This is a genomic window from Roseateles paludis, from assembly GCF_039872745.1.
Taxonomy (GTDB): domain Bacteria; phylum Pseudomonadota; class Gammaproteobacteria; order Burkholderiales; family Burkholderiaceae_C; genus Pelomonas; species Pelomonas paludis.
Genome location: NZ_JBDPZD010000002.1, coordinates 268,306 through 295,253, shown reverse-complemented (window position 1 = coordinate 295,253; position 26,948 = coordinate 268,306). Strand labels below are relative to the sequence as shown.

Annotated in this window: 24 protein-coding genes; 15 read left to right on the top strand and 9 right to left on the bottom strand. The window is 68.7% G+C overall.

The window, feature by feature from the left end:
- Window position 1: 1 nt before the first annotated feature.
- Genes ABDJ85_RS07230 through ABDJ85_RS07215 form a run of 4 tightly spaced genes read right to left on the bottom strand, consistent with a single transcriptional unit; the run spans window position 2 to window position 2,224 of the window.
- Window positions 2–850: a hypothetical protein gene (locus ABDJ85_RS07230; RefSeq protein WP_347704097.1), complete on the bottom strand. Its 849-nt coding sequence runs from the start codon at window positions 848–850 to the stop codon at window positions 2–4.
- Window positions 847–1,437: a flagellar biosynthesis protein FlhF gene (locus ABDJ85_RS07225; RefSeq protein ID WP_347704096.1), complete on the bottom strand. Its 591-nt coding sequence runs from the start codon at window positions 1,435–1,437 to the stop codon at window positions 847–849. Before ABDJ85_RS07225 ends, ABDJ85_RS07230 begins: the two co-directional genes overlap by 4 nt.
- Window positions 1,430–1,672 (bottom strand): helix-turn-helix domain-containing protein, encoded by a 243-nt coding sequence (locus ABDJ85_RS07220; protein ID WP_347704095.1) that lies wholly within the window; start codon window positions 1,670–1,672, stop codon window positions 1,430–1,432. Before ABDJ85_RS07220 ends, ABDJ85_RS07225 begins: the two co-directional genes overlap by 8 nt.
- 3 nt (window positions 1,673–1,675) lie before the next feature.
- Complete coding sequence (locus tag ABDJ85_RS07215) at window positions 1,676–2,224, bottom strand: hypothetical protein (protein ID WP_347704094.1); 549 nt, start codon at window positions 2,222–2,224, stop codon at window positions 1,676–1,678.
- Between the two features lie 202 nt (window positions 2,225–2,426).
- Between ABDJ85_RS07215 and ybaK the strand changes: the two genes are divergently transcribed.
- The 3 genes from ybaK to ABDJ85_RS07200 all read left to right on the top strand — a co-directional run bounded on the left by ybaK (window position 2,427) and on the right by ABDJ85_RS07200 (window position 6,161).
- Window positions 2,427–2,921: a Cys-tRNA(Pro) deacylase gene (gene ybaK / locus ABDJ85_RS07210; protein WP_347704093.1), complete on the top strand. Its 495-nt coding sequence runs from the start codon at window positions 2,427–2,429 to the stop codon at window positions 2,919–2,921.
- Between the two features lie 76 nt (window positions 2,922–2,997).
- Window positions 2,998–4,743: a DUF1800 domain-containing protein gene (locus tag ABDJ85_RS07205; RefSeq protein ID WP_347704092.1), complete on the top strand. Its 1,746-nt coding sequence runs from the start codon at window positions 2,998–3,000 to the stop codon at window positions 4,741–4,743.
- A complete protein-coding gene (locus ABDJ85_RS07200) occupies window positions 4,743–6,161 on the top strand; it encodes a DUF1501 domain-containing protein (protein WP_347704091.1) in 1,419 nt (472 codons plus the stop codon). The genes ABDJ85_RS07205 and ABDJ85_RS07200 overlap by 1 nt, the downstream gene beginning before the upstream one ends.
- A 33-nt stretch (window positions 6,162–6,194) precedes the next feature.
- Here the strand turns inward: ABDJ85_RS07200 and ABDJ85_RS07195 are convergent, their stop codons facing one another.
- The 3 genes from ABDJ85_RS07195 to ABDJ85_RS07185 form a co-directional block, all read right to left on the bottom strand.
- On the bottom strand, window positions 6,195–7,694 hold the full coding sequence (locus ABDJ85_RS07195; RefSeq protein WP_347704090.1) for a tetratricopeptide repeat protein: 1,500 nt from the start codon (window positions 7,692–7,694) through the stop codon (window positions 6,195–6,197).
- Between the two features lie 118 nt (window positions 7,695–7,812).
- Entirely contained in the window at window positions 7,813–8,997 is a 1,185-nt protein-coding gene (locus ABDJ85_RS07190; RefSeq protein WP_347704089.1) for a PQQ-dependent sugar dehydrogenase, read from the bottom strand.
- A gap of 69 nt (window positions 8,998–9,066) precedes the next feature.
- Window positions 9,067–9,951, bottom strand: coding sequence for a LysR family transcriptional regulator (locus tag ABDJ85_RS07185; protein ID WP_347704088.1), 885 nt, complete (start codon window positions 9,949–9,951; stop codon window positions 9,067–9,069).
- A gap of 70 nt (window positions 9,952–10,021) precedes the next feature.
- Here ABDJ85_RS07185 and lysA point away from each other — a divergent pair, with 70 nt between their 5' ends.
- The 5 genes from lysA to ahpF all read left to right on the top strand — a co-directional run bounded on the left by lysA (window position 10,022) and on the right by ahpF (window position 17,027).
- Window positions 10,022–11,269: a diaminopimelate decarboxylase gene (gene lysA / locus ABDJ85_RS07180; protein ID WP_430765520.1), complete on the top strand. Its 1,248-nt coding sequence runs from the start codon at window positions 10,022–10,024 to the stop codon at window positions 11,267–11,269.
- A gap of 293 nt (window positions 11,270–11,562) precedes the next feature.
- Window positions 11,563–13,116, top strand: coding sequence for a methyl-accepting chemotaxis protein (locus ABDJ85_RS07175; RefSeq protein ID WP_347704087.1), 1,554 nt, complete (start codon window positions 11,563–11,565; stop codon window positions 13,114–13,116).
- A gap of 192 nt (window positions 13,117–13,308) precedes the next feature.
- Window positions 13,309–14,433 carry an HD-GYP domain-containing protein gene (locus tag ABDJ85_RS07170; protein ID WP_347704086.1) on the top strand — a complete coding sequence of 375 codons (1,125 nt, stop codon included), beginning with the start codon at window positions 13,309–13,311 and terminating at the stop codon, window positions 14,431–14,433.
- 226 nt (window positions 14,434–14,659) lie between these two features.
- Window positions 14,660–15,235 carry an alkyl hydroperoxide reductase subunit C gene (gene ahpC, locus ABDJ85_RS07165; RefSeq protein ID WP_347704085.1) on the top strand — a complete coding sequence of 192 codons (576 nt, stop codon included), beginning with the start codon at window positions 14,660–14,662 and terminating at the stop codon, window positions 15,233–15,235.
- A 223-nt stretch (window positions 15,236–15,458) separates the two neighbouring features.
- Entirely contained in the window at window positions 15,459–17,027 is a 1,569-nt protein-coding gene (gene ahpF / locus ABDJ85_RS07160) for an alkyl hydroperoxide reductase subunit F (RefSeq protein WP_347704084.1), read from the top strand.
- On the opposite strand, the gene rarD is transcribed toward ahpF, so the two are convergent.
- Window positions 17,002–17,865 carry an EamA family transporter RarD gene (gene rarD / locus ABDJ85_RS07155; protein WP_347704083.1) on the bottom strand — a complete coding sequence of 288 codons (864 nt, stop codon included), beginning with the start codon at window positions 17,863–17,865 and terminating at the stop codon, window positions 17,002–17,004. The genes ahpF and rarD overlap by 26 nt on opposite strands.
- Before the next feature lie 64 nt (window positions 17,866–17,929).
- Between rarD and ABDJ85_RS07150 the strand changes: the two genes are divergently transcribed.
- The 4 genes from ABDJ85_RS07150 (at window position 17,930) to ABDJ85_RS07135 (ending at window position 22,072) form a co-directional block, all read left to right on the top strand.
- On the top strand, window positions 17,930–19,846 hold the full coding sequence (locus tag ABDJ85_RS07150; protein WP_347704082.1) for a CocE/NonD family hydrolase: 1,917 nt from the start codon (window positions 17,930–17,932) through the stop codon (window positions 19,844–19,846).
- Window positions 19,847–19,851: 5 nt separating this feature from the next.
- A complete protein-coding gene (locus tag ABDJ85_RS07145) occupies window positions 19,852–20,121 on the top strand; it encodes a ubiquitin family protein (RefSeq protein ID WP_347704081.1) in 270 nt (89 codons plus the stop codon).
- 137 nt (window positions 20,122–20,258) lie between these two features.
- Window positions 20,259–21,332 carry a WD40/YVTN/BNR-like repeat-containing protein gene (locus ABDJ85_RS07140; RefSeq protein WP_347704080.1) on the top strand — a complete coding sequence of 358 codons (1,074 nt, stop codon included), beginning with the start codon at window positions 20,259–20,261 and terminating at the stop codon, window positions 21,330–21,332.
- A 152-nt stretch (window positions 21,333–21,484) separates the two neighbouring features.
- Window positions 21,485–22,072, top strand: coding sequence for a lectin-like protein (locus ABDJ85_RS07135; protein WP_347704079.1), 588 nt, complete (start codon window positions 21,485–21,487; stop codon window positions 22,070–22,072).
- 65 nt (window positions 22,073–22,137) lie between these two features.
- Here the strand turns inward: ABDJ85_RS07135 and argH are convergent, their stop codons facing one another.
- Window positions 22,138–23,541, bottom strand: a complete 1,404-nt coding sequence (gene argH, locus ABDJ85_RS07130; RefSeq protein WP_347704078.1) for an argininosuccinate lyase — start codon at window positions 23,539–23,541, stop codon at window positions 22,138–22,140.
- Between the two features lie 121 nt (window positions 23,542–23,662).
- Here argH and ABDJ85_RS07125 point away from each other — a divergent pair, with 121 nt between their 5' ends.
- Genes ABDJ85_RS07125 through ABDJ85_RS07115 form a run of 3 tightly spaced genes read left to right on the top strand, consistent with a single transcriptional unit; the run spans window position 23,663 to window position 26,924 of the window.
- Window positions 23,663–24,775, top strand: a complete 1,113-nt coding sequence (locus tag ABDJ85_RS07125; RefSeq protein ID WP_347704077.1) for a sensor histidine kinase — start codon at window positions 23,663–23,665, stop codon at window positions 24,773–24,775.
- On the top strand, window positions 24,772–25,581 hold the full coding sequence (locus ABDJ85_RS07120; RefSeq protein ID WP_347704076.1) for a LytR/AlgR family response regulator transcription factor: 810 nt from the start codon (window positions 24,772–24,774) through the stop codon (window positions 25,579–25,581). Before ABDJ85_RS07125 ends, ABDJ85_RS07120 begins: the two co-directional genes overlap by 4 nt.
- A gap of 53 nt (window positions 25,582–25,634) precedes the next feature.
- Window positions 25,635–26,924, top strand: a complete 1,290-nt coding sequence (locus ABDJ85_RS07115) for a hypothetical protein (RefSeq protein WP_347704075.1) — start codon at window positions 25,635–25,637, stop codon at window positions 26,922–26,924.
- Window positions 26,925–26,948 lie beyond the last annotated feature (24 nt).

The following is a 26,948-nucleotide window of genomic DNA, read 5'->3' as shown; positions in this document are numbered from 1 at the left end:
CTCAGTTGTCCTTGGCGTGGCGCAGATCGACGCGTGCAGCTGATAGCGGCCCGGCCGGGCCGACCAGCCGTGCGTCGGCAGGGACAGCCTCAGCCCCCGTGAGCCGTACGCAGGGGATGGCGGGGGTGCCGGGCTGGGCAGCGGCACCCGTATCGGAAGCTGGCAAAGCTGAAGGTGCGGCGGGTGCGGCGAGCGGCAGCTCTAGGCGTCGCTGCACGGCGCCCTCCTGCCACTCGTAGGCGTACAGCCCCTCAGCGGCGCAGACGCGGATGTACAGCGGCAGCGGTGCCCGCACCGGCCGCTGGTACCAGCGGAAGAGCTTGTCGCGCAGCGTGAGCGCGACCTTGAGCAGGCGCTGCACCTCGCCCGCGCGCAGCGTGCTGGCGTCGAGCGTGGGTGCCAGGGTCCAGGTCACGGACAGGCTGCCGCGCTCGACATTGGCAGCCAGCTCGGCCGTTGCAGCGGCTGCGCTGGTGAGTGTCGGCAGATGGAAGACACCGCGCGAGTCCAGGCTCAGCGGCAGGTAGGCGTCATCGGTGGCGAGCGCCAGCTTGAGGGGAGAGGGCAGGGCGCTGGACGACTTGGACTTGAGCGTGAAGTCCCAGCGGTACAGGCCCTCGCCCCACTGATCGACCCCTTGCAGCCAGGGGCGGATCTCGCCGTAGGCCAGCGCGTCGTGGTGGCGCTGCAGCGTCGTCGAGACCGTGGGCAGGACAGCCGGTGCGGCGGCGGGCTCGGCGACCTGCTCTGCCGCGTCTTGGGCCAGCGCCAGGTTGGCCAGACCCAGCGCAAGCACGATGCACAGGACGGCGGCGGCAAGCGCGGTGAGCGTGGGGCGGAGGTGGTTCATTTGGCGCATTGGCCGCGTACTTCGGCGGCGATCCAGAAAGGCAGGCTGAGCAAGCCCATGCCGCCGCCCGCGTACTCGCCCTTGCCGCAGTCGCCCCGCCCGGCTTCAGACATGGTGCGTGCGAGGCGTTGATCGCGGGTTTCGCGCTGCGGCAGGCCCGTCTGGGCCACCACGGCCAGCGGCGGGTTGCGGGCGGCCTCGCGCACGGCGCGGCGCGTGGCTTCGGTGTGCAGCAGCAGGGGTTGGGGGGCCGAGGCGGGTGCTTCGGCCAGTGGGGCAGCAGTTGGCGCGGGCTCGGCACGCTGAGCCGGTTCAACCGGCTCGGTGTCCGCACGGGGCAGCAGCACGATGGCCGGTGGCGGCACCGAAGGGCGGGGCAGGGCCCGCAGCGCCGGGGGAGGTGGTGTGATTGACTGGCTGGGCGGCAGGGCAGCTGGGCGTTCGGCGGGGATCAGCCGCAGTTGCAGCCGCGCCTGTGGCTGCGGTGCCTGGCCTGGGCGCAGGTTGAGCAGCAGTGCCAGCCCCAGGTGCGCGGCCAGGATCACCAGCCCCAAGGCCGGGCGGCGCAGCTGCAACCGGTTAGTCACCCGGGCCTCCACCGCCGTCTTCAGGCTCGGGGCCGGGCACCCAGCTCAAGAGCTCGCCGGGCTGGCAGTCCAGCGCCTGGCAGATGGCTGAGAGGGTCTCGAAGCGCACGCCGCGCACCTTGCCCGACTTGAGCAGCGACAGATTGGCCTCGGTGATGCCCACACGCTCGGCCAGCTCGCGCGAGCGCATCTTGCGCTTGGCGAGCATGACATCGAGGGTGACGACGATCGGCATGCTTCAGATGAACTCGCGGTTTTCCTCAGCCACGCGCGAGCCCTCCAGCAGCACCTGGGCCAGGGCCAGCAGCAGCAGGCCGAAGAGCAGCACCAAGTAGTGCGTGGACGAGAGCCCGAACCACAGCCGCCGTTCGCCCGGCGGGTTGCCCAGGGTGACGGCCAGCACCACCAGGGTCTGGCTGATGGGCTGCGCGGCGGCCAGCAGCGTGAGCCCGAGCCCAAGGCGGCGCAGATGCTCGGCCGGTGTGCGCGCCAGCAGTTCGCCCTCGGCAAAGCAGCCAAACAGCGCCCACATATGCCAGCACACGTAGACGATGAAGCCGGCTGGGATCAGCGACGCGGCCAGGCCACCCAGTCGGCTGGCCAGGTCCATCTGCACCAGGGGCAGCCGCCATTCGTCGCGCAGCACCTGGGCCACCCAGTCGGCCTGGGCCCAGAACACAAAGGGCAGGAAGACCACCGCCAACGCCCCGACCACGCACATCAGGCGCACCCAGAAGGCCAGGCGGCGGATGCGGCGCAGGCCGCTGGGGCTGAATTCTTCGGGCATGGAAGGCGGCCGGGCTGGTCGGGGTGAAATTATTGTATTGCGATAAAACATTGCTGCGAAGCAATGAGCGGCTGCGGCCGACAATGACGGCTATGAATCACGGAACGGCTGAGAAACAGCGGGCCGAGCGCCGGGCCGCTCCCAAGCCGGCCCGCATCCCCACGGGGGATCGGATGGCGTACCCGACAGACGAGGGGCGGACATGAGCAAGAAAGGCACGCACGTTTCCGAGACGCCGGCCACGCAGATGCTGCGCAAGGCCGGCGTCGAATTCACCGAGCACCCCTACGACTACGTGGACCACGGCGGCACGGCCGAGTCCGCGCGCCAGCTCGGCGTGGACGAGCATGCGGTGGTCAAGACCCTGGTGATGCAAGACGACAAGGCCGAGCCCCTGATCGTGCTGATGCATGGTGATTGCACAGTCAGCTTGAAGGAGCTGGCGCGCCAGATCCCGTGCAAGAAGGTCGAGCCCTGCAAGCCCGAGGTCGCGCAGCGCCACAGCGGCTACATGGTCGGTGGCACCTCGCCCTTCGGGGTGCGCAAGGCCATGCCGATCTATGTCGAGGCCAGCATCCTCACCTTGCCGCGCATCTGCATCAACGGCGGCCGGCGCGGCTACCTCGTGGGCATCGAGCCCAAGGTGCTGACCGAACTGCTCGGTGCGCGGCCGGTGAACTGCGCGCAGCGGGGCTGACACCGACACGCTCACTTACCCGCGCAGACCTGGCTTTCCGCTGCGGGCGGCATTGGCTGCGGCATCATGTGCCGCCATGCCTCCGGGACCTCGCCTGACCCACCGACTTGCGCCCGCGTTGGCGCTGGCGCTTGGCGTGCTGCTGACGGCCTGCGGTGGCGGCGGGGGCGGCAGCAGTGGTGGTGGCAGCACGCCCGGGCCCAGCCCCGAGCCCAGCCTGCCGGCCCTGGCGCCGCTGAGTGACCGTGACGCCGTGCGCCTGGCCGACCAAGCCAGCTTTGGCGCGACTGAAGCCCTGGTTGCCAGCCTCAAGAGCCAAAGCGCCGTGGCCTGGGTCCAGGCACAGATGGCGCTGCCGGCCAGCCGCTACAGCGATGGCGGCGACGACCGCGTGCACGTCAACACCGATGGCTTCATCTGTGACGACCCCGGCGCCCCCGTGCAGTGCTGGCGCGACTACTACTCGGCCGAGCCTTTGGTGCGCGACTTCTATCGCAATGCGCTCGGTGGCAGCGACCAGCTGCGCCAGCGCGTGGCTCTGGCCTTGCAGCAGATTCTGGTCGTCAGTGACCGTGAGGTCTCGGGCACCTATGGCTTGCGGCGCTACCAGCAGCTCTTCCTGGACCTGGCTTTTGACAACTACCGCGAGGTGCTGCGCCGCGTGGCGCTGTCGCCGGTGATGGGCGACTACCTCGACCACGCCAACAACGACCCCACCGCCCCCAACGAGAACTTCGCGCGCGAGTTGCTGCAGCTCTTCAGCCTGGGCACCTGCTTGCTCCAGCCCGATGGCAGCTTGCAGACGGGCACCTGCCAGCCCACCTACGACAACGCCACCGTCCGCGCCTACGCCTATGCGCTGACGGGCTGGACCTATCCGGCCGGCGGCAGCACCCGCTGGGGCTGCTGGCCCCAGGGCAGCAACTGCACCTACTACGGTGGCGACATGGTCGCGCTGCCAGCCCGGCACGACAAAGAGGCCCGCAGCCTGCTCAGCGGCCGCAACAAGGCCGCCAGCAGCACGCCCGTCCAGGCGCTCGACACCGTGCTCGACAGCCTGATGGAGCACCCCAATATGGCGCCCTTCATCGGCCGCCAGATGATCCAGGCGCTGGTCACCAGCAACCCCAGCCCGGCCTATGTCGAGCGTGTGGCGCTGGCCTTCAGCACCGGCAGTTTTGTGGCCAATGGCCGCAGCTTCGGGCAGCGCCAGCGCGGCGATCTGGCCGCCACCGTGGCCGCCGTCCTGCTCGATGCCGAAGCGCGCGGCGACACCCCGCCCGCCAACGCCGGCCGCCTGCGCGAGCCTGTGCTTTTCATGACGGGCACGCTGCGTTTGCTCGATGGCCGCAGCGATGGCGATGCCATGGGCTACTGGTGGGGCGAGCAGCTCAACCAGCACCTGTTCCACGCGCCCTCGGTTTTCAACTTCTACCCGCCGGACTACCCGGTGCCTGGCACCACCCTGGTCGGCCCGGCCTTTGGCATCCACAACGCCAACACCGCGCTGGCGCGGCTCAACTTCCTGAGCTTCTTCATCGACCAAGGCGGCGCCCAGCCCAACCCCGAACTGGCCAACGCCATCGGCACCAAGCTCAGCCTGGCAGGCTGGACCGCCCGTGCCGACGACGGCGCCAAGCTGCTCGACCAGATGTCCATGACCCTGCTGGGCCGCGCCTTGCCGGAGGCCAGCCGCAGTGCCGTGCAGGACGCCGTCAACGCCTGGACCGACAAGACCAACCCCAACGACTGGCGCGAACGCCGCGTGCGCACCGCCGCGCTGCTGTTGCTTGCGTCCCCGCAATACCAGGTGCCACGCTGATGACGCCGCTGTTTTCGCTCCACCGTCGCCGCGTACTGGCTGCTCTGGGCGCGCTGGGGGGTGGCGCGCTGCCCGCGCTCTTCGCGCCCGAAGCCCACGCCGACGACTACAAGGCCCTGGTCTGCGTCTTCCTGTTTGGTGGCAACGATGGCCTCAACACCGTGGTGCCGCTGGACGCGCGCTACACGCCCTATGCCGCCGTGCGGGGCCGCTTGGCCCTGCCCAAGTCCAGCCTCATCCGGCTCGGGGGCACCGACTTCGGCCTGCACCCGTCGCTGGCCTCGCTGGCTTCGCTGTCCGGCGCCAGCGGCCGGCTGGCCGCGCTCTTCAATACCGGCCCCTTGGTGGCGCCGCTGACGCGGGCCGACTACCTCGCCGCCAAGGGCCGCGGCCCTGGCGTGCCGGGCAGCCTGTTCTCTCACTCCGACCAGCAGACCCTGTGGGAGGCCGGCAGTGCCGACCTGCAAGCCCGCACCGGCTGGGGCGGCCGCGCCGCCGGGCAGATGCAGATGCGCAACCCGGTCATCTCGGTGGGCGGCAATGGGCGCTTCGGGCTGTCGGACTCGGCCGTGCCCCTGGTGCTGCCCAGCCCCGGCGAGTACTTCGGCGCCCATGCGATGGCCGACACCAGCGGCGCCCTCGCCAAGCGCAAGCTGGCCCTGCAGGCGCTGTATGCCGGCAACGCAGGCAATGGCGAGACACCCCTGATGAGCGCCTTCGCCGCCCAGCAGCGCGACGCCTTCGAGGTCTCGGACCGGCTGCGCGACCTGGTCTGGCTCAGCCCCGGCCAGCAGGCCCTCACCGCGCCCCTCGATACGGCCTTTGCGCCCTTGATCCGCGACGGCAAGTTCACCAACCCCCTGGCCAGCCAGCTCTACCAGGTGGCCAAGCTCGTGTTGGGCCGGGCCGTCGTGGGCGGCAGCCGGCAGATCTTCTTCGCCCAGCAGGGCGGCTACGACACCCACAACGCCCAGATCGCCGACGACGTGCTGCAGGGCCAGCACGCCGGCCTGCTCAAGGGTCTGGGTGATGCCCTGGCGGCCTTTGATGCGGCCATGCAGGCCATCGGCATGGGCAATGCCGTCACCCTGTTCACGCAAAGCGACTTCGGCCGCACCTTTGCCCCCAACGCCAGCGACGGCACCGACCACGCCTGGGGCAACACCCAGCTCGTGCTGGGCGGTGCGGTGAAGGGCGGCGCGCATGGCCGCTTCCCCGAGCTGGCCCTGGGCGGGCCCGATGACGTGGGCGTCGAGTCTTGGGAGCGCCATGGCCGCTGGCTGCCCAGCGCCTCAGTCGACCAGTACGCCGCCACGCTGCTGCGCTGGCTGGGCGCCAGCGAGGCTCAGCTCGACGCGACCCTGCCCAATCTGCGCAACTTCGGCAGTGCGCGCAGCCTGGGGTTCATGCAGGCTTGAGGCGGGCGTCGGCCGGCCCGGCCACGCGCTGGCTCAGAGGTCGGCGTCCAACTTGGCCTGGTCTGCCGCACTGCGCGCCTGGTTCGTCTTGAGCAGGGCGGTGGCGCGCTGCAGCTGTGCCTTGGGCGGTGCTTCGTCTTCAAAGATGGCGGTCAGTGCGTCTGCGGCATTGATGCTGCCGGCCTCGGCCGCCTTCCAGAACATGGCGATGGCGGTCTCGGTGTCGGCGGCGATGCCGCGCCCGCGGTATAGGAACAGGGCTTGCTGGTACAGCGCCCCGACCATGCCGGTGTCGGCAGCCTCCTTGAAGAGCCGGTAGGCGGCCGCATCGTCCCGCGCCACGCCGGTGCCACGGCCCAGCAGCAGGCCGCGCTCGAACCGGGCCACCCGGCTGCCCATCTGCAAGGGCACGTCGAGCGCGGCGTAGAAGCGCGCGAGATTGCGCGTCTCGCCACAGGCGCCGTCGCGAAAGCAGAAGGCCAGGCGTAGCGAGGCTTCGCGGCGTGAGCGCGGTGCCAGCTCGGCCGAGTCGGCCGCCTGGCGCAGCAGCTTGGCCGCGAGCACGGTGTCCTTGGCAAAGAACTCACCGGTGTAGAGCCGGGCGCCGTATTCAAACGCGGCCACGGCGTCGCCCTTGGCGGCCGCTGCCGCATACCAGCGCGCCGCGTCGGAGGCGTTGCTGGGCAAGCCGTAGTCGCCGCGGCGGTAGGCCTGGGCCAGCAGGCTCATGGCGGCGGCATCACTGGCCTCGGCGGCGGGGCGCAGGGCGGACAGCAGTTGCTCGTACTCGGCCGGCGTGTCCAGCACATCGGCCACCACCTCGCGCCAGACCCAGCGGTCATCGGCATTGCCCTCGCTGCGCGCCCGGGCGATGTAGCGCTTCATGCGCTGGCGCTCAGGCTCGCTGGCCTGGTAGCCGCTGCGGCGCCACAAGCCCGCGAAAGCCTCCCAGGCATAGCCTTTGAGGCCCAGGTCGGCGGACTTGGCGGCGTACTCCAGCATGGGCTCCAGCTTGGTTTCGCCGCCAAAGGTGCCTGCATAGAGCGCATGCAGCCAGGTCACCGCCGGGGCGAACTTGCCGGCCTCGGCCTTCTTGAGCCAGCGCTCGGCCTCGGCCAGGTCCTTGGGGACACCCTTGCCCTCGGCGTACAGCGAGCCGAGCGTGCCCATGTAGGCGGGGTCGCCGCGCTTGGCGTTGTCCTTGATGACGGCCACCGGGTCGCGGGGCTTGGTGTCGGGGGCCTTGCGGATGATGGTGAACTCGGCCGTGATGCCGCCCGGGCTGGGCGCCTGGCCGCTGGCCACGCTGGCAAACAAGGCGTCACGCTGGGCTTGGCGCTTGGCAAAGCTGTCGTCGATCTCGCGCTTCCAGTTGCCATAGAAGGCGTCGTTCGAGGCACGCTCGGCGCGGATGCGGGAGTCCTGCGATTGGCGGTAGCCCCATTGGGCCGAGGCCAGCGTGCTGGTCAGCAGCAAGGCGAGGCCAAGACCCAGACACTGGAGGCGGTGGGCAAACAGGGGCGGGAGCGTCATGGGCGGTGTCCGGGGCAAAAGGGCTTGCCTGGATGCGCGAGAAATTGGCGCCAAACGGCTCATGCCCCAGGGTTCATCCTGGGGCGTGGCGGGCGGTGGCGAGCCTGCCCGGCAAAGGTCAGCGTGTCAGCCGCAGCAGCTTGCCGCTGTCGGTGACGATCAGCAGGCTGCCGTCGCTGGCGGGCTTGATGGCGCGAAAGCGCTCGCCGAGGCTGGCGAACAGGGGCTCCTTGGCCGTCACGCTGTTGCCGGTGACCGTGAGCCGCCAGAGCGCCTGGCCGGCGAGACTGCCGGCAAAGAGGTTGCCGCGCCACTCGGGGAAGAGGCTGCCGGTGTAGAAGGCCATGCCCGAGGGCGCGACCGAGGTGGGTGTCCAGGTGGTGAGGGGCTCCACAAAGCGTGGCGCATGGGTGCCGCCGCCGATGCGGCAGGCATTGCCCACCGGGTCGCCGTAGTTGCAGCCGTAGCTCACGATCGGCCAGCCGTAGTTGGCGCCGGCGCGGGCGATGTTGATCTCGTCCCCGCCTTGCGGGCCATGCTCGCCCACCCAGAGCTCGCCGGTGTCAGGGTGGATGGCGGCGCCTTGCGGGTTGCGGTGCCCAAAGCTCCAGATGCCGGGGCGGGCGGTGGCGCCGAGGGCCGGGTTGTCGGCCGGGATGCTGCCGTCGCGCGCGATGCGCACGACCTTGCCGAGGGTCTGAGCCAGGTCCTGCGCGGGGCTGCCTTGCTGGCGCTCTCCGAGCGTGACGAAGAGCAGCTTGTCGCGCCCGAATGCGAGCCGGCAGCCGAAGTGGCCGCTGCCCGCCACCTTGGGCTGCTGGCGGAAGGTGACGGTGAAACCTTGCAGCGCATTGCCCACCAGGCGCGCCCGCCCGACCGCCGTGCCGGCCCGGCCCGCCTCGGCGCCGCTGCCAGGCTCGGAGTAGCAGAGGTAGACCCAGGGGTCGGCGCCGAAGTCGGGGTCCAGCGCGATGTCGAGCAAACCGCCCTGGCCATCGCTCGCCACGGCGGGGGCGCCGCTGATGGCGGTGCGTACCGTGCCCTCGGCGTTGACGGCCACGACAGAACCCGTCCGCTGGGTGATGAGCCAATCACCCGAGGGAAGCTCGGCCAGGCCCCAGGGGTTGTCGAGGTCGCTGCGCAGGGTTTGCAGGCGTGGGTCGCCGGCGGGCGTGGTGGGGGTTGTGGGGGTGGTTGGCGTTGAAGGCGTGGCCGGGGCAGTCGCCGTGCCGCCGCTGCCACCACCGCCGCAGGCAGCCAGCGCCGTTGCAGTGAGGGTGAGTGAAAGCAGGTGCCGGTTCATGCCCGCATCTTCCGGGCTGGGCGCTGCCCTGGCGAGCGACTTGGTAAGCCCCGCCGCAGGCTTGTAACTTCAGGTTGAGTGGTCGGCGAGCGCGCGCAGCAGTTCGTCCACCAGGGGCTGGGCCGGCCGGTGCAACGGCCGCAGCGCGCTGACGCGGTAGGGGATGGACACCGTCAAGGGCCGCACCACCACGCCCTGCACCGCGCAGACTGCCGCCGTCAGCGGGTTGACGATGGCCAGGCCCAGGCCGGCCCGCACCAGCTCGCACACGGCCACGGCGCTGTGGGTTTGCACGCCCAGGCGGCGTTGCACGCCAGCCGCGTCGAAGCGGGCATCGATCTCGCGGCGGTAGGGGTCGTCGGGCGCCAGGCTCACAAAGTCCTGCCCGGCAAAGTCCTTGAGGGCGAGCCGGGGCTTGGCCGCGAGCGGGTGGCCGGCGGGCAGCACGGCCACTTCGTCAGCCTGCAGCACGGGCTCGACGCGCACGCCGGGCAGCGGGGTGGTGGTCTCGGTCAGGCCCAGGTCGTAGCGCTGCTCGCTCATCCATGCGTCGAGCAAGGGCGGCTCGGCCGGGGTGATGGAGATGCGCAGCCCGGGGTGGGCGGCCCGCAGCCGGGCCACGGCGCGCGGCAGCAGTGCGTGGCTGAGAGCGGGCAGGCACAGGATGCTGAGTTCGCTGTCGTCGTCACGCGCCAGGCCCTTGGCGCGCTCGATCACGCGGCCCAGGCCCTGGAAGCTGCGCTCCACCTCGTCGAACAGTTGCCGCGCCCGGGCGGTGGGCTTGAGCCGGCCGCGCTCGCGCTCAAAGAGGGCGTAGCCCAGCAACTGCTCCAGCCGCGCCAGGTCGCGGCTCAGCGTCGGCTGCGAGGTGTGCAGCAGGGCGGCGGCGCCGGTGACGCTGCCAGCCGTCATCACGGCGCGGAAGACCTCGATGTGGCGGTGCTGGATATCCATATCAGGATTGAATTGTGTACTGACAAATTGCAATTTGATTGAATAGTGTCAGGCGGGCATCCTGCCGGCCATGACACACAAGCCCCTGCCCACCGCCTTCACCCCCGAGCGCCTGGCTCGCATCGCCGCCGAGCACGGCACGCCCGTCTGGGTCTACGACGCCGCCACCATCCGCGCGCAAGCTGCGTCGCTGCGCGCCTTTGACGTGGTGCGCTTTGCCCAGAAGGCCTGCTCCAACACCCATGTGCTGCGCCTGCTGCGCGAGCAAGGAGTCAAGGTGGATGCGGTCTCGCGCGGCGAGATCCTGCGCGCCCTGGCGGCGGGGTACACGCCGGGCGGCGACGAGATCGTCTTCACCGCCGATCTGCTCGACGCCGCCACGCTGGCCACCGTGGTGGAGCACCGCATCCCGGTCAATGCCGGTTCCATCGACATGCTCCACCAGCTGGGTGCGGCGTCCAAGGGCCACAAGGTCTGGCTGCGCATCAACCCCGGCTTTGGCCATGGCCATAGCCAGAAGACCAACACCGGCGGCGAGCACAGCAAGCACGGCATCTGGCACACCGAGCTGCCGGCCGCGCTGGCTGCCATCCGCCAGCACGGCCTGGTGCTGGAGGGCCTGCATATGCACATCGGCTCGGGCGTGGACTACACGCACCTGGCCCAGGTGGGCGGCGCCATGGTCGGCCTGGTGCGCCAGGCGGTGGAGGCCGGGCACGACCTGCACGCCATCTCGGCCGGCGGGGGGCTCTCCATCCCCTACCGCGCGGGCGATGCGCGCATCGACGTGCCCCACTACTTCCAGCTCTGGGATGCCGCCCGCCAGGAGGCACAAGCCATCGTCGGCCACGCCCTGACCCTGGAGCTCGAACCAGGCCGCTACCTCGTTGCCGAGAGCGCCGTGCTGCTGGCCGAGGTGCGCGCCGCCAAGAACGCGGGTAGCAACCGCTTCGTGCTGGTGGACGCCGGCTTCAACGAGCTGATGCGGCCGTCCATGTACGGCAGCTACCACGCGATGAGCGTGATCCCGCGCAGCCCAGGCGCGCGGCCTGAGCGCGAGGTGGTGGTGGCCGGGCCGCTGTGCGAGTCGGGCGACGTGTTCACGCAAGGTGCCGGCGGCGAGGTGCTGCCGCGCCGCCTGCCTGAGCCTGTGGTGGGCGATTTGCTGGTGCTGCACGACGCCGGGGCGTACGGCGCCAGCATGTCCAGCAACTACAACTCGCGCCCCTTGGTGGCCGAGGTGCTGGTGGATGGCGAGCAGACCCGCCTCATCCGCCGCCGCCAGACGGTGGACGAGCTGCTGGCGTTGGAGGCATAGGCGCCCCGCTGCCGCGTTGGGAGCAAGCTCGGGCAAGAAGTCACGTCGGCAATGACCAAGGCATACACCTTGCCATTCGTCGTATGTAGTTGGCTGCTACCGTCCACTCCCCTTTGGCAGGCCTCGCCTTAGGCTGGGAAGTTCCTTCGACGACGGCCTGCCGCCTCCCATCGCCCCACTCCACGGGTGAGCAAGCGGGGGGTTGTCCGTCGCGAGCGTGCGCTGCCGTCTGCCGGAAGTTAGTGCGCTGGAAGCCCCTTGGCCGCGACTCCTGTGGAGTACAGGAGACGCTTGTGCTTGAAAACATGAAGGTGTCGTCCCGCCTAATGCTGGTGTGTGGCGGCTTTGTCGCACTCTTGGTTTGTGTGAGCGGCATTGCGCTGTTCAGACTGGCGGGCATTCAGTCCAGCGTGGACCAACTCGTGGATGCCCGGATTCCCCGCATTGAAATGGCGTACGAAATCAAGCTACGCCTCGATCAAATCGGCCTGTCCATGCGCAACATGGCGATCATGACCCGCGCGTCGGACCTCCAGGCGCAAGTGGAACAAGTGCAGAGTGAGCGCCAGGCCATCGCCAAGGTGCTGGAAACCTTGAAGGCCCAGATCGACTCTGAGAAGGGCAAGTCGCTGCTGGCAAAGATTGCCGAGCAACGAGGCCGGTACGTGCCTGCGCAGGAGCGGTACCTGGAGCTTGTGAAGGACGGGAAGCTCGAGGATGCGAAAGCCTACTTGCTAGAGACTGCGCGCCCCCTGCAACTGGCCTACTTTGCTGCGGTTGATGAACTGCTGGCGTATCAGTCCCAACTTGTGCAAGTGACTGAGGAAGAAGCCGAAGCGGCCGCGCATTCGGCGCGAGCGTGGTTGATCGCAGTGAGCTTGGCGGGCTTGGTCCTCGCGGCGCTCTCGGGTGTTTGGATCTCCCGCAGCCTGATGCGCCAACTCGGTGGCGAGCCGACCGAGGCTTCGGCGCTGGCGGCGTCGGTGGCTGACGGCGATTTGACCCGTGCCGTTGAGCTGAGGACTGGCGACAGCAGCAGCATGATGGCGCAGTTGCAGACGATGCAGGCGCGGCTCTCCGACGTGGTGGCCAATGTGCGCTCCAACTCCGAGAGCGTTGCCACCGCCAGTGCCCAGATTGCGCAAGGCAATCAGGACCTGAGCCAGCGCACCGAAGAGCAGGCCAGCGCGCTTGAGCAGACGGCAGCCACCATGACCGAGCTTGCCGAGACGGTGCGTCACAACGCCGACAACGCGGCTCAGGCCAGCCAGCTTGCGCGTGGCGCCACCACGGTTGCTGTTCGCGGCGGCGAGGTCGTCGGGCAGGTCGTTGGAACGATGCACGCCATTAACGAGAGCAGCCGCAAGATCAGCGACATCATCGGCGTGATCGACGGCATCGCCTTTCAGACCAACATCCTGGCGCTCAATGCAGCGGTGGAAGCGGCGCGGGCCGGTGAGCAGGGCCGCGGCTTTGCGGTGGTGGCCAGCGAGGTCCGTGCATTGGCGCAGCGCAGCGCCGAGGCGGCCAAGGAAATCAAGACCCTCATCAACCACAGCGTGGGCCAGGTCGCGCAAGGCACGCAGCAGGTGGAACAGGCCGGGCAGACCATGGAGGAGATCGTCACATCCATCCGTCGCGTGAGCGATGTGGTGAACGAGATCAGCACCGCGAGCGTCGAGCAGAACAAGGGCATTCAACAGGTCGGAGAAGCGGTGGGCCAGATGGATGTGGTGACCCAGCAGAACGCGGCGTTGGTGGAGGAAGGCGCTGCGGCGGCGGAGAGTCTGCGCCAGCAGGCCGAGCAACTGGTGGACGTGGTGCGGGGGTTCAGGCTCGCTGCGTAAGCGGGTGCTGGACTGGCGGGACCCAAGGCCTGAGCATCCGCGCACTTGGACGGCCCGTGGTGTTTCGCACGCCCCTTCCAAGTGTTGAGGATTGAGCCGTTGACGCTGGGGTAGGCTTGAACTACTTTGCCGGCCCATGGTGGCCGCCCCACGTCAATTGATGTCTTTGCACCCGATCCTGTCGTCTCAGCCATGAAGCTCGTCCCGATCCAGCAAGTGGCTGGAAAGCTCAAAGCCGGTGAGCCGCTTCCCTTTGGCGTGCGCGACGCCGAGGGCAAGCTGCTATTGGCCAAAGGGCAGATGGTGCCGAACGAGGACATGCGGGAGGCGCTGCTGAACCGTGGCGTCTTTGTGGACCTGGATGAGCTCAAGCCGGCGTCCAATTCCTACGATTCAAGTGGCGTCGGCGGCGAGGACTTTTTCGGCCGCTGGGAGGCCATGCAGACCCGCCTGGCCGTGCTGCTGCGCGCGCCTGACGAGACGCTCTTCCTGCCGCGCGTCAAGGAATGCGCGGGGCAGATCCTGCAGTGGGCCGAGCGCTACCCCGACCAATTGATCTTCGTGGTCATGCGCCACGACCACAGCCGCCACGAGATCTATGGCCTCGTCCACTTGCTGCACTGCGCGGCCGTGGTGGCCGTGCTGGTGCGCCGGCTGGAGTGGCCTGTTGAGCGCCAGCGCCTGGCCGTGGGCGCCGCGCTGACGATGAACCTGCCCATCATCGACCTGCAAGGCCGGCTGGCCTCCCGTGGGGGCAAGCTCGCACCGCAGTACCGCGCCTTGATCGACGCGCACCCGACCGAGTCGGTGGCGTTGCTGCGCGCTGCCGGCCTCAAGGAGCAGGAGTGGCTCGACGCCGTGGCCCAGCACCATGAGGAAACTGGCGGCGTTGGCTACCCGAACAAGGTGCAGGAGCCGACCGAAATGGCGCAGCTGCTGCATCTGGTGGACGTCTTCCTGGCCAAGCACGCCAGCCGAGGCGGCCGCCCGGGCTTGCCCGCGCCCCAGGCCGCGCGCGACATCTACACCGGCAGCAAGGGCCACCCCATTGCCGGTCTGATCGTCAAGGAGTTCGGCCTCTTCCCGCCGGGCACCTTGGTCAAGCTGGCCTGCGGCGAGATCGCCGTGTCCGTGCGGCCTGGCACCAGCGGCAATGCCCCGCTGGTGGGCTCGGTCACCAACCGCCAGGGCGACCCGCTCGCCAAGCCGGTGCGGCGTGACACCACGCTGGCCGACTTCAACATCGTCGGTCTGGCCTCGGCCCAGCACCTGCGCGTCAAGCTGATGCCGCATCAGCTGTACGACCTGCGTTTTTGACCGCCCCCAAGGCCGGGCTGCGCCCAGCCCGCCTCCCGTGGGGGTCAAGCAACTCGGGAGCGGCCCTTCGTTTGCTTGAGACCACCCGCTGGCTCGGTGGCCGCGCTGCGCCCGCAGCGGGATAGGCACCGGCAATCTCGGTCATTCAATAAATCAAACCAATCGATGGGGCTTGGTCGATATAGTTCATTCCATCGATTCACCCACCCCTCCACAGGAGTTCCCGATGTCCCTCATCAACACCCCCGTTCAGCCCTTCAAGACCACCGCCTTCGTCAACCGCAGCGGCAAGGGTGAGTTCATCGAAGTGAGCGACCAGAGCCTCAAGGGCAAGTGGTCCGTGCTGATCTTCATGCCGGCCGCCTTCACCTTCAACTGCCCGACCGAGATCGAAGACGCCGCCGAGAACTACGCCGCCTTCCAGGCTGCTGGTGCCGAGGTCTACATCGTCACGACCGACACCCACTTCTCGCACAAGGTCTGGCACGAGACCTCGCCGGCCGTCGGCAAGGCCAAGTTCCCGCTGGTGGGCGACCCGACCCACACCCTGTCCAACGCCTTCGGCGTGCACATCCCCGAGGAAGGCCTGTCGCTGCGCGGCACCTTCGTCATCAATCCTGATGGCGTCATCAAGACCATGGAAGTGCACTCCAACGAGATCGCCCGCGACGTGTCCGAGACCCTGCGCAAGCTGAAGGCTGCCCAGTACACGGCCGCCAACCCCGGCCAGGTCTGCCCGGCCAAGTGGAAGGAAGGCGCCAAGACCTTGGCACCGAGCCTGGACCTCGTCGGCAAGATCTAAAGAACTTGACCCACCCCCTACGCGCTTCGCGCGCCCCCTCAAGGGGGCACCGCCTGCGGCCCGGCAAAGCCGGTTCCGCGGCGGTCGCTGGGTTGGCCCCCCAAGCCCTCCGGCCACCAGACTTCAGACCCGGTTGAAAGCGCCCCGGCGGTACTCGCGGTGGGCGTTTTCAACGGGGTCGGGATGACCTCGCCCCAAACACCACCGCTACAAGGAGCCCGCCATGTTGGACGCCGCCACCCAAGGCCAGTTGGCCTCTTACTTCGAGCGCATCAGCCAGCCCATCGCGCTGATCGCCAGCCTGGACGACTCGGCTGGCGCCGCTGACATCCGCGAACTGCTGACCGAGATCGCGGCCATTGCGCCCGACAAGATCACGGCGCGCTTCGATGGCAACTTCGCCCGCAAGCCCAGCTTCCAGATCACCCGCGTCGGTCACGACATGGGCGTGCATTTCGCTGCCCTACCCATGGGCCACGAGTTCACCTCGCTGCTGCTGGCCTTGCTGTGGGCTGGCGGCCACCCGCCCAAGGTCGAGCCCGAGGTGATCGAGCAGATCAAGGCTTTGGATGGTGACTACGACTTCACCACCTGGATGAGCCTGACCTGCCACAACTGCCCGGACGTGGTGCAGGCGCTCAACCTGATGGCCGTGCTCAACCCGCGTGTGCGCCACGTCGCCATCGACGGCGGCATGTTTCAAGCCGAGGTCGAGGCACGCCAGATCATGGCCGTGCCCAAGACCGAGCTGGGCGGTGCCGACTTCGCGTCGGGCCGCATCGAGCTGAAGGAAATCCTCGCCAAGATCGACACCGGTGCCGCTGCCAAGGAAGCCGCCAAGCTCACCGAGAAGGCGCCCTACGAGGTGCTCATCATCGGCGGCGGCCCGGCAGGCGCTGCGGCGGCCGTGTATGCCGCCCGCAAGGGCATCCGCACCGGCATCGTGGCCGAGCGCTTTGGCGGCCAGACCATGGACACCCTGGGCATCGAGAACTTCATCTCCGTGCTGGAGACCGAAGGCCCCAAGTTCGCCGCCGCGCTGGAGGCCCATGTGCGCCACTACGGTGTGGACGTGATCACCCTTCAGCGCGTCGCCAAGATCGAGCCCGCCGCGCAGCCCGGCGGCTACGCCACAGTGCTGCTGGAGAACGGCGCGGTGCTCAAGGGCCGCACGGTCATCCTGGCCACTGGTGCCCGCTGGCGCAATATGAACGTGCCCGGCGAGGCCGAGTACCGCACCAAGGGCGTGGCCTACTGCCCGCACTGCGACGGCCCGCTCTTCAAGGGCAAGGACGTGGCCGTGATCGGCGGCGGCAACTCGGGCGTCGAGGCCGCCATCGACCTGGCCGGTGTCGTCAAGAGCGTGACCCTGCTTGAGTTCGCCGACCAGCTCAAGGCCGACCAGGTGCTGGTGGACAAGCTCAAGTCCATGCCCAACGTGACCATCCACGTCAACGCGCAGACCACCGAGGTCGTCGGCGACGGCCAGAAGATGACCGGCCTGCGCTTCAAGGACCGCGTCTCGGGCACCGAGCAGCAGTTGGGCCTCGCCGGCGTCTTCGTCCAGATCGGCCTCGTGCCCAACACCGAGTTCCTCAAGGGCACGGTGGAGCTGAGCCGCTTTGGCGAGATCGTCGTGGACGCCAAGTGCCACACCAATGTGCCGGGTATCTTCGGCGCCGGCGACGTGACGACCGTGCCCTACAAGCAGATCATCATCGCCACCGGCGAGGGCGCGAAGGCCGCGCTCTCGGCCTTTGACTACCTCATCCGGACGCCTTCGGCCGCTTAAAGAGGCTGTCGGCGGAGTAGATCGCCAGCCCCGCCCAGATCAGCGCAAAGCCGATCAGGCGGGCGCTGCTCATGGGCTCGTGATAGACCCAGACACCGAGCATGAGCTGCAGCGTCGGGGCCACGTACTGGATGAGCCCCATCGTCGACAAGGGCACACGCCGGGCGCCGGCTGCAAACAGCATCAGGGCGCCAGCCGTCAACGGCCCGGTGCCGATCAGCCAGCCGCCGTACGCTGCGTCGGTCACCGCGTGTTGCCCATGCGCGCTCCACCAAAGCAAGGCCCCGACGGCGATGGGCGCGAGCAGCAAGGTCTCGACGGTCAAGCCTTCGATGGCGCCAAGCGTCGAGGTCTTGCGCATCAGCCCGTAGAGCCCGAAGGTGAAGGCGAGCATCAATGAGATCCAGGGCGTGTGGCCGAGCTGCCAGGTCAGCCACAGCACACCCGCCGTCGCGAAGCCGATGGCCACCCACTGCGCGGCTCGCAGCCGCTCGTGCAGTACCAGGTAGCCCAGGGCGACGTTGACCAGCGGGTTGATGAAGTAGCCCAGGCTCGCGTCCACCACATGGTCGGTCGCGATGGCCCACACATAGCCCAGCCAGTTGGTCGCCACGAAGAGGGCTGAGAGGCCGGTCTTCCACAGCACCTGCCGGTCAAGGCTGCGCCACCAGCTCCAGCGCCGCAGCAGTGCCAGCACCGCCAGCGAAAAGACCAGCGACCACACCGTGCGGTGGGCCACTACTTCCAGCGGGGGCACCAGGGCCACCTGCTTTAGGTAGAGGGGGAACAGGCCCCAGGCCACATAGGCCAGGGCGGCAAACACGACACCAGGATTCATCGGTCCGCATTCTTGCGGGTAATCCAGGGGGAGCGTGTCGCCTAGGGGCTTGTCGAATGGAGGCATGAAGTTTCGTCGTACCTCCATGCACCTCGCCCTTGCGCTGTCGGCCCTGTGGCTTTCGGCTTCGACCCTTGCGGCCGAGCCCGAGCCCTTCGACATCCAGGCCCACTACACCAAGTCCGAGTACCGCGTGCCTATGCGCGACGGCAAGCGGCTCTTCACCGTCGTCCACGCGCCCAAGGACCTCAGCAAGACCTACCCGGTGCTGATGATCCGCACGCCCTATGGCTGCGGGCCCTATGGCGTGGACACGCCCGGCGGGCTGCATTCGCCGTCGGACGAGTTCCTGAAGAGCGGCTATGTCTTCGTCTGCCAGGACGTGCGCGGCCGCTACATGTCCGAGGGTGAGTGGGTCGAGATGCGGCCCCAGGTGCCCGTCAAGCGCTCGAATGCCGATGTGGACGAGAGCAGCGACGCCTACGACAGCATCGAGTGGATGCTCAAGAACCTGCCCGGCCACAACGGGCGCTTCGGCGTCTGGGGCGTGTCCTACCCCGGCTTCTACGCCGCTGCCGCCTTGATCGACGGCCACCCGGCGCTCAAGGCCGGCTCGCCCCAGGCCCCCATCAACGACATCTGGGACGGCGACGACAGCTACCGCGGCGGCGCCTTCATGCTGGCGCAGAACTTCGGTTTCTACACGGGCCTCAAGGTCCAGCCCAACCCGACCCGGGGCGAGCATGATGGGCCGCCCTTCACGTGGACTGCCGGCGACGACTACAACTTCTACCTGCGCCTCGGCCCCTTGGGCGCCATTGCCGCGCTGCAGAAGGACAACCGCTACCTGCAGGAGCTGATGGCGCCTGACCGCTACGACGCCGCCTGGCAAGCCCGGGCGCTCGCGCCCCATATGAAGAATGTCAAGGCCGCCGTGATGATGGTGGGCGGCTGGTACGACGCCGAAGACCTCGCCGGCCCGCTGCAACTGCACCGCGCCATCGCGCGCTTCAACCCCAAGCTGCCTGTCAACCAGCTCGTCATGGGGCCCTGGGTGCATGGCGGCTGGCTGGGCCGGCCGGGCAAGTCGCTCGGTGCCATCGACTTTGGCAGCCGCACGGCCGAGACCTTCCGCCCGCAGCTGCACGCCTTCTTCGAGCAGCACCTGCGCGATGGCCCGGCGCAGCCCCCGGCGGCGGCCCTCACCTTCGAGACCGGCACCAATGTCTGGCGCCGCGCGGCCACGTGGCCGCCGGCCAGCTACAGCCATCGCACGCTCTACCTGCGCGCCGGGGGCCGCCTGGGCTTTGAGCCGCCAGTGGCGGGCGAAGCTGCAAGCACCAGCTACGTGAGCGACCCCGCTCGGCCCGTGCCCTATGTGGGCCAGCCCACACGCGGCGTGCGGCCCGACTACATGGTGGCCGACCAGCGCTTTGCCGCGACGCGGCCCGATGTCCTCGTCTTTGAAGGCCCGGTGTTGGAGCGCGACCTCAGCGTGGCCGGGCCGCTGCGCGCGCGCCTGGTGGTGGCCAGCACGGGCACGGATGCCGACTTCGTCGTCAAGCTGATCGACGTCCACCCCCACGACCGCGACGACACCGTGCCCGGCGCCGCGCCCCGCGCCGAGGGCAGTGACCCGGGCCTCGCCCGCACCACGCTGCGCGGCTTCCAGCAACTGGTGCGCGCCTGGCCGCTGCGCGCCCGCTTCCGCAATGGCCTCGACAAGCCCGAAGCCCTGGTGCCCGGCCAGCCCGTGACCTTGGAGTTTGAGTTGCCCGACGTGCACCACGCCTTCCGCCGGGGTCACCAGCTGATGGTCCAGGTGCAGAGCAGCTGGTTCCCGCTGATGGACCGCAACCCGCAGCGATTCGTCAAGCTGATGGAGGCCAAGCCCGAGGACTTCCAGCCCGCCACCCAAACGGTCTTCCACACGCCGGGCCAGGCCTCGTCCCTCAGCTTCAAGGCCAGCGAGAGTCCCTGAGTTCCATGGCCCACATCGAGTTCACGCCCCAGCTGCACCGCTTCATCAACACCCCGGTGCTCGATACCCCGGCCACGACGCTGCGTGAGGCTCTCGATGCTGCCTTCGACGGCAACCCCCTGCTGCGCGGCTACATCGTTGATGAGCAGGGCCATCTGCGTGTGAACGTCGTCGTCTTCATCGACGGCTTGCGCGCGCGGGACTTGCGTGGCCTGACCGACCCCTTGCGGCCCGACAGCCGTGTCCACGTTCTGCAAGCTCTCTCCGGAGGCTAAATGGGCCCACCCCCTACGCGCTTCGCGCGCCCCCTCAAGGGGGCACTGCCAGTGACCCGGCAAAGCCGGTTCCACGGCAGTCGCTGAGTGATTCATCCGTTTGATCCCACCTTCTGCTTCGTCAAGGACCGTTGACCATGCCTACAGACCGCGCCTGGCTCTGCACCCGCAAAGGCCTCTTCGAACTCCGCCGCCGCCAAGGCGCCTGGCAGGTCGAGCGCCTCAGCTTCCCGGCCGACCCGGTGACCATGGTGCTGCCGCCCGACAGCAGCGGCCGCATGCTGGCCGGCCTCAACCTCGGGCACTTCGGCGCCAAGCTGCATGCGAGCAGCGACGCCGGTCAGACCTGGCACGAAGTGGCCGCACCCGCTTTCCCGCCGCAGCCTGAAGGCGCCGAGGGCCCGGAGTGGAAGCTGAACCAGGTGTTCTCGCTCGAACGTTCAGGCGATGCGATCTGGGCCGGCACCGTCCCCGGCGGCCTCTTCGTCAGCCGCGACCGAGGCGAGACCTGGGCCTTGAACGAGCCGCTCTGGCTCGACCCCAAGCGCACCGCCTGGATGGGCGGCGGCAACCCCGCGCCGGCCATGCACTCGGTCTGCCCGCACCCTGGCAAGCCTGACGAACTGCTGGTGGGCGTCTCCTGCGGCGGCGCCTGGCGCACCACCGATGGCGGCCGGACCTGGGCCTTGCGCGCCACCGGCATGCGCGCCGACTTCATGCCGCCCGAGCTGGCCGGCGATGAGAACTCGCAGGACCCGCACCTCATCGCCCGCTGCGCCGCCGAGCCCGATGTGCTCTGGTGCCAGCACCACTGCGGCATCTACCGCTCCACCGATAACGGCGCGACCTGGGTCGAACATAAGGCCGCGCCGTCGAGCTTCGGCTTTGCCGTGGCGGCCCACCCGAAAGACCCGCTGACCGCCTGGTTCGTCCCCGCCGAGAAGGACATGCGCCGTATCCCGGTCGACGCCGCCCTGTGCGTGACCCGCACGCGCGACGGCGGCCAGAGCTTCGAGGTCCTGCGCGCCGGCCTGCCCCAGCAGCACTGCTACGACCTCATCTACCGCCACGGCCTGGCGGTGGACGACACGGGCACCCAGCTGATGATGGGCTCGACGACTGGCGGCGTCTGGGCGAGCAGCGACGCTGGGGACAGCTGGCAGACCGTCTCGACGACGCTGCCTCCGGTATACGCGGTCAGGCTCGGCTGAAATTGCTTACATGGCGAACGATTCGCTGACATGCATTTGAGGGGGGCTCCCTAGAACGTAGACGGTCACCGGGCTGGCAATTTGGCGGGTCTTCGAGACACTGCACCTCGCCGGCCATCAGACCGGACCCACCCACGTTTTGGAGTGTCTCGATGCACAAGAAATCCTTCTCCCGGCTGGCGCTCAGCCTCTTCGCCGTGGCCGGCGTTCAGGCAGCGCATGCCGCCGATCCCGTGCAGTGGACCGTGGGCAGTGGCGGCAATGGCCACTACTACCTCTACGTCGATACCAATCTGACCTGGCAGAACGCGCTGGCCGCCGCCGGCACCATGACCTGGGCGGGCCTGCAAGGTCACCTCGCCACCATCACCAGCGCAGCGGAAGACAACTTTGCTGGCGCCACGGCTGCCGGTGGCCGCCTGGCCTGGATCGCCGCCTCCGATGACGGCCACGAGGGCAGTTGGACCTGGCGCGCGGGCCCCGAGAACGGTCAGGCGCTGACCTACTTCAATTGGTCGCCGGGCGAACCCAACAACTGCTGCAACGGCGAGAACTATGTGCACCTCAACTGGGGTGCCGGTGGCAGCTGGAATGACCATGGCGGCCCGGGCGACAACGTCGCCTTTGCCAATGGCTATCTGGTCGAGTTCAGTGCGCCGGTGCCAGAGCCCACCTCGGTGCTGCTGTCAGCCTTGGGCCTGGGCGCCCTGGTGGTGCGTCGGCGCCTGCAGGGTCGCTGAGCGGGTAGACCCAGACGAAGCAACGGCGGGCCAAAGCCCGCCGTTTTCTTTTGTGCGTTGGGTTCTCAGCCAAGCCGGCTGCGGTGCCGCGCCACCTGCGCCCGCACCTGGCTCGGCGCTGTGCCGCCGAGCGTCGAGCGCGCATTGAGCGAGCCCTCCAGCGACAGCACCTCGAACACATCGTTCTCGATACGCGCATCAAAGGCGCGCAACTCGTCGAGCGACAAGGCCGCCAGGTCGATGCCGCGCGTGCTCGCGGTCTTCACCGCATGGGCCACCACCTCGTGCGCGTCTCGGAAGGGCAGGCCCTTCTTGACCAGGTAGTCGGCCAGGTCGGTCGCCGTCGCATAGCCACGCAGCGCGGCGGCGCGCATGGCCTCGGGCTTGACGGTCAGGCCGGCCAGCATGTCGGCAAAGATGCGCAGCGTGTCCTTCAAGGTGTCCACCGTGTCGAACAGCGGCTCCTTGTCTTCCTGGTTGTCCTTGTTGTAGGCCAGGGGCTGGCCCTTCATCAGGGTCACGAGGCCGACCAGATGGCCCACCACGCGGCCCGTCTTGCCGCGCGCCAGCTCGGGCACGTCGGGGTTTTTCTTCTGCGGCATGATCGACGAGCCGGTGCAGAAGGCATCGGGCAGGGCGATGAAGCCGAAGTTCTGGCTCATCCAGAGGATCAGCTCCTCCGACAGGCGCGAGATGTGCACCATGGCCAGCGATGCGGCCGCCGAGAACTCGATGGCGAAGTCGCGGTCGCTGACGGCGTCGAGGCTGTTCTGGCAGACGCCTTCCATGCCCAGGGTGGCGGCCACGCGCTCGCGGTCCAGCGGGTAGCTGGTGCCGGCCAGCGCGGCGGCCCCCAAGGGCAGGCGGTTCACGCGCTTGCGCACATCGGCCAGGCGCTCGGCATCGCGCGCAAACATCTCGACATAGGCCAGCAGGTGGTGGCCAAAGCTCACCGGCTGGGCCACCTGCAGGTGGGTGAAGCCGGGCAGGATGACCTCGGCGTGCTTCGCGGCCTGCTCGACCAGCACGCGCTGCAGGGCGACGAGCAGCACGCTGATCTCGTCGATCTCGCCACGCAGCCACAGGCGCACGTCGGTGGCGACCTGGTCATTGCGGCTGCGGCCGGTATGCAGGCGCTTGCCGGCGATGCCGACCAGCTCGGTCAAGCGGGCCTCGACGTTGAGGTGCACGTCTTCGAGATCCAGCTTCCAGACGAAGCTGCCGGCCTCGATCTCGGCGCTGATCTGGGCCATGCCCTTCTGGATGGCGGCGTGGTCCTCGGCCGACAGGATGCCCTGGGCCTGCAGCATCTCGGCGTGCGCCAGGCTGCCCGTGATGTCGGCGCGCCAGAGGCGCTTGTCGAAATCGACGCTGGCCGTGTAGCGCTTGACCAGGTCGCTCATCGGCTCTGAAAACAGGGCCGACCAGGCTTGGGACTTCTTGGCGAGCTGGTTGTGGTCGTCGTTCACGGGTGGGCGGTAACAGAAGGTGTGGGGAAGGCGGCAGCCGCTTGGGCCGGACGCAGAATGGCGGCCGGCATTATCGGCCGGGCCTTCCGCGCCTTCCGCGCCCCTTGCTTCGACTGCATTTATGGCATTTTTCAAGCGTCGCGCCCCGCAGGATGGCCCCAAGACCAGCATCTGGCACGGCACGATGGATCTCAGCACCGTGCTGGGCTTTTCTCCCACCCAGCTTCAGGCAGCGCCCATGCGGCCGCTGTTCGACCCTGGGCGCGAGTTCGACGTCTGCCATGTGGGGCTGGTGCTGCGCGCGGTGTTGGGCGTGCAGGCCTGCCTGGCCCTCGGCACGGCCATGTCCGCGCAGAACCTGGCGCAATGGGTCAACCTGCTGTCCACAGGCACCGTGGTCACCATGTTTGGCCTGCTCACCTGGCTGCTGGCGGTGTGCGGCTTCAAGCGGTTGCTGGCGCGCCTGGGCGATGCCGGCCAGTGGCTGCTGCTGATGGGGCTTGGGGCGTTGTGCGGCCTGTTTGGCTGGGTGGCGCTGGATGCCGTCTCGGTCATCGAGACCACGAGCTTCCGTCTCGTCAGCGTGGCCTTGTGCGGCGCCAGCATGGGCGGCGTGATGCTGGCCTGGCTGCGCCTGCGTGAGCGTACCCAGCGCCCTGCCAATGCGCTGGCGCAACTGGTGGAGCTGCAGTCACGCATCCGGCCGCACTTCCTCTTCAACACGCTCAACAGCGCCATCGCCCTGGTGCAGGTGGACCCCGCCCGCGCCGAGAGCGTGCTCGAAGACCTGGCGGAGCTCTTCCGCGTCGCCCTGGCCGATGCGAGCGCGTCGGTCAGCCTGGAAGAAGAAATCGACCTGGCCCGCCGCTACCTGGCCATCGAGCAGATCCGCTTCGGCAAGCGCCTGCGCATCGTCTGGAAGCTCGACCCTGCCGCCAAGCGCGCCCGCGTACCGCCGCTGCTGCTGCAGCCGCTGGTGGAGAACGCCGTGCGCCATGGCGTCGAGCCCAACGAGGAGGGTGGCGAGTTGGAGATCATCACCAACCAGAAGGGCAGCGAGGTCGAGATCCGAATCACCAACACCGTGGGTCAGCCGACCAAGCAGCCCGGCCATGGCCTGGCCCTGCCCAACGTCCGCCAGCGCCTGCACCTGCTGCACGATGTGGCCGCCGTGTTTGACGTGGATGCCAAGCCCGACCGCTACAGCCTGCGCATCGTGGTGCCCTTGCGATGAACCCGATCAAGATCCTGATAGTCGATGACGAGCCCCTGGCCCGCTTGCGCCTGCGCGGCCTGGTCGAGGCCATCCACGAGCAGCGCGGCGAGCTACGGCTGGAGGTGGTGGCCGAGGCTGCCACCGGCACGCAAGCCGGATCCTGGCTGCGCGAGCATGCTTGCGACCTGGTGCTGCTGGATGTGCAGATGCCCGGCCCCGACGGCCTGCAGTTTGCCGACAGCCTGCGTGAGCGGCCCAACACGCCGTTGATCATCTTCGTCACCGCCCACCCCTCGCATGCGCTGCAGGCCTTCGAGGTCGAGGCGCTGGACTTCCTCACCAAGCCCGTGCGGCGCGAGCGCCTGCAGGCGGCGCTGGCCAAGGCCGCTCAACGCCTGGCCGAACGCCAGGCCGCCGTGACCCTGCGCGATGCCGCCGAGCCCGCGTCTGACGGCGCCGACGGCGAGTTCGTCACCCTCACCGAACGCGGCCGCCTGGTGCGTGTGCCGCTGGCCGAGGTGCTGTACTTCAAGGCCGACCAGAAGTACGTCGTCGTCCGCACGGCGACCGAATCGCACCTGATGGATGGCAGCCTGTCCGACCTGGAAGTCCGCTGGCCCGACCGCTTCCTGCGCATCCACCGCAACGCCCTGGTCGCCCGCTCCGCCGTGCGCGAGCTGGAGCGCCACGCCCTCGTCGCCCCGGCCGACGCCGACCCCGACAGCGGCGATGGCTGGGCCGTGCGCATCGTCCATGTGGACGAATGGCTGCTGGTGTCACGCCGCCAGGTGGCGGCGGTGCGGGAGGCTTTGCGCGCGGTATGAGGGCGGGGCAGGGTGGGCGTCGCGGGAAGGCACTGCGCGCCGTCTTTGCGCTCGTGCTTGTCGTGCTCGTTCTGCTTGTGGGCCTGCTGCTCTATCGGGCGACCCGGGGCGTGGCGGAGGCCAGTGCCCTGCCCCCTGGCGCTGCCACGATGAAGCACGCTCGATCCGCGCCGATCCGTCTCGCCCAGGCCGCCGGACCGTTGCCCGCCGGACAACCGCCAGGTTTGCCCGCTAGTCAGCCAGACTCGGCGCTCGAGGGTCGTCCCCTCAGCGCCCGGGCGCAACGGATGCGGGCGGATTGGTGCGGTTACGGGGCCGCAGAGCATGAGCGGGAAACAGATGCCTTCCTGGCCAAGCACGAGCAGATCACTGCCGAGCGCTTGGCGGAGATGGCGCAGTTGGACGGCGCTCGCGTACTGCAACAGGCGGCGAGTGCAGTGCAGCGACGATGGATCCAGCAACTTTCTGCGCGCCGCGACGAGCGATCGCGTGCCGTGGCGGAGTGGCTCGAAAGCGTATACGGCGACGATGCAGCCGCCCGCAGCCGACTTCAGGCCCTGGCCCGCACCAGCACCGATCCCATGGTGACGGCGCTGGCTGTGCTGCGGCCCTGCGAGCTGGGCCGCTGTGCGAATGTCGACCGTGCCCAGTGGTCGCGTCTGGAGCCGCAGAACCTGTACGCCTGGCTGGCCGCGTTGCCAACCAAAGAGGCGCGCGCTGATGAGTTGCGTTACGTCCATGGCCGCTGGATGGCCGAGGCCCGCTATGCACACTCATACGTACAGGAGTTCACAGACATCCTGGAGAAACTGCTCGGACCGGCCAATGGCGGGCTGACGGAAGAAGTTGAGCTCGGCGTCCTCTCGGGCGGTGCGGGAACGTTGATGCTGCCGAGCTTTTTGGGGATCACACGACCCTGCAGCACCTCCGGCAGCTATGTGCTGCCAGCTTCGGCGTGCACCGCTGCGGCTGAATTGCTCTGGCGTGAGGGCGATGTTCTGGAGCGAAGCATCGCGATGAGACTCAGCGAGCGCGCCAGCCAGGGTGACGCTTTGCTGCGCGAACGCTGGGCGGTGCGACAGACCGCGCTCGATGCTGCGAAGCAGTTCCAGTCTGAGAGTCTGGACGCCCTTTCTAAGCAGTTTGATCGCTTAAGAGCGACCTCGCACTGCGCCGTGCTGCCGATGTGGCGCGAAGCGATTCTGAGCAACAGGCCGGGACGGGAGTGGGACTCACTTCAGGCGGGCATCAAAACGCGCGACGCCAATCAAGACGAGCTAGCCCGTCGTTGGCGGGCCAGGCAGGCAGTTGATCGACCGGCAAGCGCAACCAAGCCGCCCTGACGGGGCTGCAGAAGCGCCAGCTGG